This is a genomic window from Conexibacter arvalis (assembly GCF_014199525.1).
GTDB classification, from domain to species: Bacteria; Actinomycetota; Thermoleophilia; order Solirubrobacterales; family Solirubrobacteraceae; genus Conexibacter; species Conexibacter arvalis.
Genome location: NZ_JACHNU010000016.1, coordinates 1 through 10,199 on the forward strand (window position 1 = coordinate 1; position 10,199 = coordinate 10,199).

The window sequence follows — 10,199 nt, forward strand, 5'->3', positions numbered from 1 at the left end:
AGCACCTCCCCGACGACGCCGACCACGGCATCGTCTTAAAGCCCCCGGACAGCACAAACCCCGGCCACAGGCCGGGGTTTGTGCGACACCCTCAAACGCGGGGCTTTCTCTTTGCCCCGGGTCGACGTTGCCATGGCTGCGGCCCTCGTTCGTGCACAAAACGTGCACACCAGATCCGCCGCCCGCCGCCATTTCGGAGCGGCCCTCGAGGCGCCGCGCCACCTCCGCGCGCGCGGTCTCGACATCGGCTTCCGCGTCGACCGGCGTACTCCTCGAACAGGCGCCCGTACGTGTCGAGCACATGTCTTTCGCTCGTCCCGATCTGTCTCGCGACGTCGTGGACGAGCATTCCCGCCGCCAGCAGCAACGAGCAGCGCGTGTGGCGCAGGGTGTACGGCTTCGGCACGATCGCTCCCACCATCCGCTCCGCGCTGGTATCGCCCCGAGGGGATCGTGCTCCCGCACCGGTGCCCGCGCGGCGGGTTTCCGCTTCGGTCGCGGATCGGCCGGCCTCACGACCGTGGTGGTCGACGCCGGCGACGAGCGCCTCGGGGCGTAGGTTGTGGATCCCCGTCCGGGGGGGGGCTGCTCGTCGTCGCCGTGGCGGCCGCGTGCCCGCGGCGATGCCGATCGCGCGGCTGCCCTCACCGGCGGCGCCCCCGTGGGCCGTGGTCTGGTGGCCACGGTCAGCCGTGCAGGATGAGGTACGGCACGAGTGCGAGCAGCGTGATGATGAGCGCGAGCTTGAGCGTGCGCGTCGGCAGGGCGTGGGCGATCCTCCAGCCGAGCAGGACGCCGGCGAGTTCCGGGATGCCGACCACGGCGGCGAGGGGCCAGGCGATCATGCCGTGGGCCAGGTAGCCGATCGTGCCCATGCTGGCGATCACGATCGACTGCGCCTGCGCGGCAGCCAGCGACTCGAGCGTCGGCATGCCGAGCGCGATCAGCAGCGGCACGGTGAGCATCGGTCCGCCGATGCCGACGATGCCGCTGGCGAGCGCGACGGCGAACCCGGTTCCGACCACCAGCGGCGCCGGCGGGTGGGTCCGCGTCGCGGCGGGCCGGCGGTGCTCTCGATGCCACATCAGCAATGCGGCGGCCGCCACGAGGATCCCGAGGACGACGCCGAACGTCCGATCGGACACGAGTGTGTTGAGGGCTACGCCGGCCGGTGTGCCGAGCACGGCGCTGGTGGCGAGCAGTACCGCTGTGCGCCGCGTGTGGCGCTCGCGCAGCTGGCCGGAGCGCGTGTACGCGACGGTGGCCAGCGTCCCCGTGGCAACGTGCGTGACGATGGCGGTGCCAGCGACCGCGCCGGGGGAGAGGGGCGTCAGCGCGAACAGGCCGATGGTGGGCAGCACGCCGCCCGGCCCCAGCGCCGTGATGCCGACGCCGCCGACGAACCCGAACAGCGCCAGCAGCGCAAGCGTTCCCGCCGAAAGACCACTCACCAGGGCTCAGTCGGCCTCGAGGCGCGGGCCGCGGTGCAGCGTGGCGTGCAGGGTCATCCGGTCGGCGCGGATCCGCAGCGTCTCGGCATCGACCGGACGCCCGTCGGCCAGCCGGGTGAGCCGCTCGATGTGGAACACGGGGTCGCCGGCAGCGATCTCCAGCGACGCGGCGGTCGACGGATCGGAGGTCACCGCGTGCACGGCGACGTCGGCGCGGCCGAGCAACGAGCCGGTGGCCTCCTCGATCAGCGCGAAGAGGTCGCGGCCTGCGAGGTCGGCGTCGAGCACCCGGCGGCCGACGTCGGCGGGCAGATACGTGCTGTCAAGGGACAGCGGCACGCCGTCGAGCCGGCGCAAGCGCTCGATGTACACCACCGGCTCGGCGGCCACCAGCTCCAGCCGCTCGCGGACCGACGCCGGGACGTCGGCCACGACTGTGGCGACCCTGACCTCGTTGACGACCGTGCCGTATCCGGTCAGCGCCTCGGCCAGCCCCGCGAGGCGGTCCAGCCCGTGGCCGTACTTCGGCGTCACCACCGTGGTGCCGACACCGCGCCGCCGGGAGATCAGCCCTTCGTCGCGCAGCAGTGCCAGCGCGTCGCGCACCGCGTTGCGCGACGCCCCGAGCTGCTTGGCGAGCGTCTGCTCGTCGGCGATCACGCCGTCGGAAAACTCGCCGGCGACGATGCGGCAGCGCAGCGCATCGGCCGCGGCGCGTGACCGCTCAGCCCGCGGTCGCGAGGACACCCACCTATCACTGTCCGGCACGAGCACGACCTTATCAAGCGTTCCGCCACTGTTCCGCCACCTTCGCCCGCCGGCGACCGGGGATGCTGACGTCCAAGATCCGTGTGACGAACGCGTCGGTATCGCGCTGAGGTCGGTGCGGGTACGCTTGCGCCGTACCGAGTCGCGAACAGCGCGTGCTGACGGCCGCGTTCGCGCGAGGCTCATGGTCATCACCCGATGAGTTTCGGTGGCGGATCTCGGTCTCATCATCGAAGACAGTCCATTCCGTCTCGGGAGGTTGAGACGTGACCGCCACTTCCGAGTTCACGATCACTGGGGTCGACTTCGTCGCCGTGCCGGCGCGTGACTTCGACGCGTCCGTGAGGTTCTACGGCGAAGTGCTGGGCCTGCCGTTCGTCAAGAGATGGGGGAGCATGCCGGGTGCGGAGTTCCAGGCCGGCAACCTGACGCTGGCGATCATGGAGCCGACGGCGTTCGGCCAGGAGTTCCAGACGCACAGGCTGCCGATCGCGCTCCAGGTCGACGACGTGCCGGCGGCCCGCGCGCACCTGGAGGCGAAGGGCGTCAGATTCGTCACGGACCTGATCGACAGCGGCAGCTGCCACCAAGCGATCTTCCTCGACCCCGCCGGCAACGCGCTCGACCTCCACCACCGCTACGCACCGGTTCCCTCGTGACCCTGAGCGCCGCGACGCCCGCGCACATCCCGCTCCGAAACGGGCCGTCTGCTCCTGCCCGTGCGACGGACCGGCCACTCGGGTGACGCGCGCCGCACCCCGGAAGGCGGCGCGTCGGCGCTAGGCCGTACGATCGCGGGATGGTCACCAGGTCGCCGTTCCACGCCGGTCTCGTCGCGCTGCTCGCGGCGCTCCTGTTCGCAGTCAGCGCCGCGCCCGCGCTGGCCGGGTCCGGATGGGATTTCACGGGCGGCATGAACGATCCCCGCAGCGGGCACAGCGCGGCGCTGCTGAACGACGGCCGAGTGCTCGTCGCAAGCGGCTTCGACTCCAGCGGGGAGGTGCCGACCGCCGAGCTCTACGACCCGGCGAGCGGCTCGTGGACCCTGGTGGCGCAGCCGCTCGTCCCGCGCCACAACGCGACCGCGACGCGGCTGAACGACGGCCGGGTGCTGCTCGTAGGCGGCCTGACCGCGACCGGCGCCACCAGAGATGCTGAGCTGTACGAGCCGATCGCCAACACCTGGACGGCGACCGGCGGGCTCACCGAAGAGCGCAGCGGCCACGCCGCCGTGCTGCTGCCCGACGGCAGAGTGCTCGTCGCCGGCGGTGCCGACGCTGCGGGCGAGGCGAGCGCGACCGGTGAGGTCTACGACCCGGCGGACGGCACCTGGAGACCGACGAACGGCGCGATGAACGCCGGCCGGGAGAACATGCACGCGGCGCTGCTCGACGACGGCAGGGTCCTCGTCGCCGGCGGCCTGGACAGAACCCCGCCGTCGACGACGTTCAACTCGAGCGCCGAGCTCTACGACCCCGTGACGAGCACCTGGAGCGCGACCGCCGCGCTGGCGACGCCGCGTGCGCAGGGCGGCACCGCCGTGCTGCCGGACGGCCGCGTGCTCGTCGCCGGCGGCATCGAATCCAGGGGCCGCCTGAGATCGACCGAGCTCTACAACCCGGTCGCGGGCAGCTGGTCGCCGGGCGGCCCGATCCCGTACGCCGGCGACCACGTGACCGCCACGGCGCTCGACGACGGCAGAGCGCTCATCCAGAACGACGCGAATCGCATGACTGCGATGTTCGACCCAGCGGCGGGTGCTGTGACGCACCCCCACTACGGGATGTCGGAGCCCCGCTCGCTGCCGTCCCTCACCGTGCTGAGGGACGGGAGAGTGCTGATCGCCGGCGGCGGCGCCCTCGCCAGCGCCGAGCTGTTCACCCCGCTGGCCGAGCGCAGCGTGACCATCTCCAGCGGCCTCGGCGATGTGCGCGTCGGCACGACCGCCGTGCGGGACGTGACCGTCGAGAACAGCGGCGGCAACCGCCTGTGGATCGACGGGACGTCGCTCACAGGCGACGCCGCCGCCGACTACGCGATCGTCGCCGACGACTGCACCGGCGCCGAGCTGCTGCCCGCGGAGAGATGCGTCGTGCGGGTGCGGTTCACCCCGTCGGCGCGCGGGGCGCGCGTCGCCGAGCTGAACTTCCACGACAACGCCGAGCTGTCGGACGACCTCGACTTCGACGGCGCCGGCTTCGTGCCGGAGCTGGAGGCGGACGCGTCGTCGCTCGCGTTCGACGCGCAGGAGGTCGGCACGACGAGCGCCCCGCAGACGATCGAGCTGATCGCGACCGAGGGACCCGTCGCGGTCGGCGCGGCGAGCGTCGACGGGCCGTTCGCGATCGTCTCGGACCGCTGCGACGGCCGCACGCTCGCGTCCGGCGAGCGGTGCGAGCTGGAGATCGCCTCCGCGCCGACGGTCGCCGGCGCGACGAGCGGGACGCTGACCGTCTCGTCCGACGCCGCGGGCGGCCCGGTCGCGGTCGCGCTCACGGGGGAGGGGACGACCAGACCGTCCCCGCCGGAGCCCCCGCTTCCGCCGACTCCCGAGCCGCCGACGCCGCCCCAGCCGCCGGCCCCGCCGGTCCCGCCGACCCCCGAGCCGCCGACGCCGAGACGGACCGTGAAGGCACCCGCGATCGAGCGGTTCGCGCTCCAGCGCCGGTGCGTGCGTCCGACCGCCGGCGGCCGCGTCCGCGTGGGCCTCGAGCTGACGATGACCCGCAAGGCGAGGGTCCAGATCGAGGTCGCGCGCGCGATCGGCACCCGCGGCCTCACGCGCTGCCCGCCGCGCGGCGACAGACGTCGCTTCCGCGGCGACCTCGCGACACCTCGCAGGCTCGCTCGCGGGACCACCCGCACCGCGATCGCGTCGAGCGTCATGCAGCGCCACACGCTGACGCTGCGCCTGCGGCCGGCGCTCTACCGCATCACGGTCCGTCCGTACGTCGGAGCCGGCAGACTCGGCCGCCCGGCCCACCGCTGGCTGCGCGTGCTGGCGCCCTGAGCGGCGGTCTCGGTACAGCGGAAATGATGTCGCGGGCGGCGTCGCCTTCGGCCTGGCGCAGGCGCGACCTTGCTGCTGTCGCTTGGCGCGCGTGACTTCGACACACTGGTCCTGCGCGTCGGCACCTTCACGCATCACCACCGGCTCGCCTCCGCGACGACGTTCGGCGGTCGGACTTGCGCTGGCGGTGACGCTCGCCGTCGACTCGACATCCCCGATCGGAGGAGCACCATGGCTCCGTTCCGCCCGTCGACATCCGCGCCCACCGACGGCAAGGAACGCCCTTGACACGGTGGCTGGTCACGCTCGCTTCCGCTGCGCTCGCGGCGAGCGCGGTCGGGTGCGGCAGCGAGGAGCGCACTGCGACGCCGGCGAGAAGGGCCTTGGCAGCGACGGCACACCCGCCGAAGGCGAACGACGCGCTCGCGCAACGGTGCGCGAGCATCGCCGAGCGCTCCCGGGTCCCGGTGCTGTGCCCCGACGGGATCCCGGCCGCGCGGGGCGACAGACGCCCGGTGCCGGGCCGCTTCCGCGTGCGTCCGAAAGACCTCGTCGCGGGCGATTGCGCGTATCTGATCGAACTGCACGCGCGGCGCGCCGACCGATCTGGGCGCGAGCCGTACCACGTGCTCGCGGGCGGACGCTGCTTCCCGTCCGAGCTCACGACACGTGACGGTCGCTGGCCGCGGCGCGGGGTCGACGACGACGCGGTGCTGCGGCTGCTCGGTCGAGCGACGTTGAGACCTGGGGACGACGGGCCGATCGAGCCAGTCCGCCCCCGGGTCGTCGACCGCGTCCGTGTCGGCGACAGACCCGGGCTGCTGCTGCGCGTCGCGCCATTCCCGAGAGGCGGCATCCATGGTGGCCACCTCGCAGGGGTGTGGAACCGCGACGGGGCCGGCTACGTGCTCAGCTTCCACAATCACGGCCTCGGCGCCCGCCCGGCGCCCGACGAGCGTCGAGCGCGCGACTTGCTTGCTGCGGCCTCGAAGCTGTCCAATGCAGCGCGAACCGGCGAGGTCGTCGCGGAGCCCAGCCGGGACGACGTGCGCTGACCGGCGTCAACAGAGGCCTCGCGGAAGCGGGGCCTTCGTCGTTCCCGGACCGCTGTGCCAGCGGACGGCTATCTCGTCGGCCCGATCAGCCGCTCGGGCGTGCCGATGCTGCGGAGGAACTCGGCCTCCGTGGGATCGCGGGGCTTGTCGCGTCTGATCGGGCCGAGGCGTGCGACGACCGCTGCGCTCTTGGCACGGCGGGCGGGCGCCTCGCGGCGCCATTGCTCGAAGGTCATCGGCCGGATGTTCATCGTTGCTTCCGAGTGTATTCCGCGCGCTGCGCGGCGCGAGCGATCTCGTGCAACCCGCTGCTCTCTGGCGGCTCGCGTCCGTTGGCGATCTCGGCGGCGAGCCGCGACATCGTGTCGAGTGCGTGGGCGACGCGACGGCTGACGGCACGTGCGCGCAGGTCAATTGCCTCGTCTTCCGCGACGTGGCCGAGCAGTACGAGAACTTGCTGGGCGACGATCTGGTGGCCGGTCGATTGAAACTCGGCGAGGCGATCGAGGAGGGCATCGATGTGGGAGAGGAGGCGCGCGGTCCGTCCGGATGGAAGCGCGACCTCGACGACGGTTGCGTCAGCGTCGAGCTCGGCACCCGGAGCTTCGAGGAAGACGTCCGTCCCGGCCAGCTGCCAGTGACGCCCGTCCTGACTCTTCTCGAACCCCAGGTGGGCCAAAGCGGCGACGAGTCTCTCCGGAACGGCCATACGACATCGATGTCCTGCGTGACGAATGCTTCATCCGCGGTCCAGAAGTAGACCGCCATTCCACCCACGACGACCGGATGGATCCCCAGCGGCGAAGCGGCCTCGTCGACGATCGCGACGACTTCGAGCGTGCGCTCGGCGAGGTCGCCGATCTTCGCCGCATCCGCGAGCGCGGCTCGCAGCGCGGTGAGGTCCGGAACGACGTTCTCGCTCACGCCACGAACCTACTCTGCGAATCGGCCGGCAGCGAGATGCCTGGGGCATCGAGCCGGCGGCCGCTGGGTGCCGCGCTCCAACCGGCGCCGACGCGCCTACCGCGGCACGGCGAAGACGATCACGTTGTCGCGGTAGTGGCCGTTGGCGAACGGTCCGCCGCAGGTGACGAGCGCCAGGCGCGGGGAGCCCTGGCGGCTGAAGATGCTCGACGGCAGGCGGTCCTTGCGCACGCGCTGGACGCGGGTGACGCGGTAGCGGCGCGTCTTGCCGTCGGCGGTCCGCAGCTCGATCGCGTCGCCCCTGCGGGCGCGGCTCAGCGGGTAGAACGCCCCCGCGCCGCGCCGGGCGCTGTCGACATGCCCGGCGATCAACGTCGTGCCGGTCTTGGCGCCGGGCGAGGAGCCGTCAGCCCACCATCCCGCGGTGCGGATGTCGTTGGGCACGTGGAGGTTCTTGTGGTCGGAGTCGATCGACACCGCGCGCAGCGTCGCCTGGGCGCCGAGCCGGGCCAGTCTGATCGAGGTCGGCCGCGAGCCGCCCCTCGGCGCCTTGGTGGCATCCACCTCGAGCGGCTGGCGCGGCTCGCCGCCGGTCGGGATCAGCGGCTGGACGAGGGAGGTCTCCGCCTCCTCGGCGCAGGCCGTCTCCGTCCCGACGTTCACCGGCGAGCTGGCGATCCGCTCGCGGTAGGCGTAGAAGCCGCTCTTGCGCAGGAGGACCTTCGGGGTGACGTAGCTGCCGTCGCCCTTCACCGTGACGGCGCCCTTCCAGAACGGCGTTCTCGAGCACGTGATCGCGGCGCGGGTGCGGAACGGCCCGTGCAGCTCGACCTCGACCTTGGCGGTCGTCTCGCCGAGGCCCGAGACCACCAGGCGGTCGAAGATCCGCGACCCGGGCCGCACGACCCGGCTGGAGACCTTGGTGACGACCTTCGGCGCCGCGCGCACGATCGTCGTCTCGGACTCCTCGCCACAGGCCGTCTCGACCCCGTCGAACGCCTCGGTGGCGAGGATCCGCTCGCGGTAGGTGTACCAGCCTGCCTGCTTGATCTTGACCCTGTCGGTCACGTAGGTGCCGTCGCCCTCGACGGTCAGCGTGCCCTTCCACGCCGGCGTCCCCTCGCAGGTCATCGCCTCCCTCGACGGGTAGGGCCCCCACAGCTCGGCCTCGACGGGCGCGCGCAGCCTGCCGAGCCCGCTGACGAAGACCGTGTCGGAGATCTCCGCCCCGACGGTCGCCTGCTGCTGGGAGACCTCGGTGCGGATCGCCGGCGTGCCGCGCACGACCGTCGTCTCGACCTCCTCGCCGCACGGATGGCTCGCGGCGCGCACGAAGCCGGACGCGGCGATCGTCTCGCGGTAGGTGTAGTAGCCGGGCACCGTGACCGTCACCGGGTCGGTGAGGAACTCGCCGTCGCCGCTCACCGGGTAGGAGCCCTGCCAGAACGGCGCGCCGTCGCAGGTGAGCGCGTCGCGCGCCGGGAACGGGCCGTAGAGGGCCGCGCCGACCGTCGCCGGCTGCCCGTGCAGGCCGCTGACCCAGACACGATCGGTCAGCGTCGCGCCGGGCTGCGAGGACTGCTCGTTGATCTGGGTGCGGATCGCCGGCTGGACCTCGACGACGAACCGCTCGGACGGCTCCGCGCATGGCGTCGTGACGCCGACGACCTGCGACGAGCCCTCGACGATGACCTGGTAGCCGTACCAGCCGGGGGCCGTCGGGGTGACCGGCGGCGCCTGGGATTCGCCGGGGCCGGCGGTGTAGGAGACCTCGGCGGTCGGCTGGCCCTCGCAGCGGATCTCGTCGCCGCTCGCCGCGGGCCCGTAGGCGCGCACGGTCACCTTCCCGCGCCAGCTCGACGGTGGCCCGGAGATCGTGATCTTGTCGCTGTTGGCCTCGCCCAGCAGCAGTGTCGTCGGCGTCGCGGCCGTCGTGACGGTGACCTTCGCCGGCTCGACGCGGGTCGTCGCCTGCGCCGAGACGGTCGTCGACGCCGCGACGACGAGGCGCTGGGCGTTGCGGACCGCCGCGCCCTTCGTCGGGACGTAGAGGTCGGGGGCGGGCGCGGCCAGCCTGGCCGTCTCGACCTTCAGCCGGACGCCGCCGTCGACGTCGGCGGCCGTGCCGCTGATCTTCGCCTCGCCCCTGCTGTTCGTGCGGACGACGCGCGGCCGGCCGTCCGCGCCTCTGGAGCCGGCCAGTCGCAGGCGCACGTTTGGCATCGCGACGCCGGTGGCGGAGCGGACCTTGGCGACGGCCGTGAACTTCGTCCCGGCGGTGGCCTTCGCGGGCGCGTCGACCGTCACCTTGTACGGGCCCGCATAGCGGCGCGCGTCGCGCGAGATCCGGTTGAACAGCGGCGAGACGCCGACGGCCGCCGGATCGACCTCGCCGGGCGCGCCGTCGTCCATCACGCTGTGGACGTAGAGCATGACCGCGGCCTGGGTGGCGTTGTCCCGCTTGGAGCCGTGGTTGAAGATGACCCACGACATCCGCCGCAGCTCGGCGGCGGAGATCCGCTTCCCCTCCTTGCTGCGCAGGCCGGCGATCGGGCGCTTCTTGTAGCCGAAGCGCGACGACGGGTACCAGAAGCGCAGGTCGATGCACCACGCCGGGAGGGCGACGTTCGGGATCGCGTTGCGATAGCTGCCGAACCAGCGGATGCCGTACCTGTAGGTGCGGTAGGCGCCGAAGCCGGTGGTTCTGCACGTGTTGCGACCGGCCTGCGAGCAGGGGTCGTTCTGGTTCGGCGGCTCGGCGGCAGACGCCGGCGTCGCGCCCAGCGGCGCGAGGAGGACGGCGAGGGTGGCGAGGGTGAAGACGAGGGAGAACCGGCGCATCGTGGCGCGGATCATGTCAAGGCACTGCGAAAGATGTAACTGTGGTGGCAGCTAATTGTAATTCCTGAGGAGGTTGTTCATCCGGGCCTCCTTGGAGGCTGACAGGTGCTCAAGCCAGTCAGTTCCAAGGAAGGACCCGGATGAAGTTGC

General features: G+C 72.4%; 8 protein-coding genes. 3 read left to right on the forward strand and 5 right to left on the reverse strand.

Features of this window, described 5'->3' with window-relative positions; genetic code table 11:
* Positions 1-686: 686 nt before the first annotated feature.
* Complete coding sequence (locus tag BDZ31_RS24365) at positions 687-1,451, reverse strand: TSUP family transporter (protein ID WP_183346073.1); 765 nt, start codon at positions 1,449-1,451, stop codon at positions 687-689.
* A 6-nt stretch (positions 1,452-1,457) separates the two neighbouring features.
* A complete protein-coding gene (locus BDZ31_RS24370; protein WP_343075685.1) occupies positions 1,458-2,219 on the reverse strand; it encodes a GntR family transcriptional regulator in 762 nt (253 codons plus the stop codon).
* 266 nt (positions 2,220-2,485) lie between these two features.
* Between BDZ31_RS24370 and BDZ31_RS24375 the strand changes: the two genes are divergently transcribed.
* From BDZ31_RS24375 to BDZ31_RS24385, 3 genes are all read left to right on the forward strand, one after another.
* A complete protein-coding gene (locus tag BDZ31_RS24375; protein ID WP_183346075.1) occupies positions 2,486-2,878 on the forward strand; it encodes a VOC family protein in 393 nt (130 codons plus the stop codon).
* A gap of 140 nt (positions 2,879-3,018) precedes the next feature.
* Positions 3,019-5,229, forward strand: coding sequence for a choice-of-anchor D domain-containing protein (locus tag BDZ31_RS24380; RefSeq protein ID WP_183346077.1), 2,211 nt, complete (start codon positions 3,019-3,021; stop codon positions 5,227-5,229).
* A gap of 383 nt (positions 5,230-5,612) precedes the next feature.
* Complete coding sequence (locus BDZ31_RS24385) at positions 5,613-6,284, forward strand: hypothetical protein (protein WP_183346079.1); 672 nt, start codon at positions 5,613-5,615, stop codon at positions 6,282-6,284.
* A gap of 68 nt (positions 6,285-6,352) precedes the next feature.
* Here BDZ31_RS24385 and BDZ31_RS24390 read toward each other — a convergent pair whose 3' ends face one another.
* The 3 genes from BDZ31_RS24390 to BDZ31_RS24400 all read right to left on the reverse strand — a co-directional run bounded on the left by BDZ31_RS24390 (position 6,353) and on the right by BDZ31_RS24400 (position 10,049).
* The gene (locus BDZ31_RS24390; RefSeq protein ID WP_183346081.1) at positions 6,353-6,520 is read right to left on the reverse strand and encodes a hypothetical protein; all 168 of its coding nucleotides are present in this window, start codon (positions 6,518-6,520) and stop codon (positions 6,353-6,355) included.
* A gap of 11 nt (positions 6,521-6,531) precedes the next feature.
* The gene (locus tag BDZ31_RS24395; RefSeq protein ID WP_183346083.1) at positions 6,532-6,993 is read right to left on the reverse strand and encodes a hypothetical protein; all 462 of its coding nucleotides are present in this window, start codon (positions 6,991-6,993) and stop codon (positions 6,532-6,534) included.
* 311 nt (positions 6,994-7,304) lie between these two features.
* On the reverse strand, positions 7,305-10,049 hold the full coding sequence (locus BDZ31_RS24400) for a class F sortase (protein ID WP_183346085.1): 2,745 nt from the start codon (positions 10,047-10,049) through the stop codon (positions 7,305-7,307).
* Positions 10,050-10,199: the final 150 nt, after the last annotated feature.

What these genes read in the sequence shown, in the direction of transcription:
- BDZ31_RS24400 (WP_183346085.1), bottom strand. Translation starts at nt 10,049, where the DNA reads ATGCGCCGGTTCTCCCTCGTCTTCACCCTCGCCACCCTCGCCGTCCTC.
- BDZ31_RS24395 (WP_183346083.1), bottom strand. Translation starts at nt 6,993, where the DNA reads ATGGCCGTTCCGGAGAGACTCGTCGCCGCTTTGGCCCACCTGGGGTTC.
- BDZ31_RS24380 (WP_183346077.1), top strand. Translation starts at nt 3,019, where the DNA reads ATGGTCACCAGGTCGCCGTTCCACGCCGGTCTCGTCGCGCTGCTCGCG.
- BDZ31_RS24390 (WP_183346081.1), bottom strand. Translation starts at nt 6,520, where the DNA reads ATGACCTTCGAGCAATGGCGCCGCGAGGCGCCCGCCCGCCGTGCCAAG.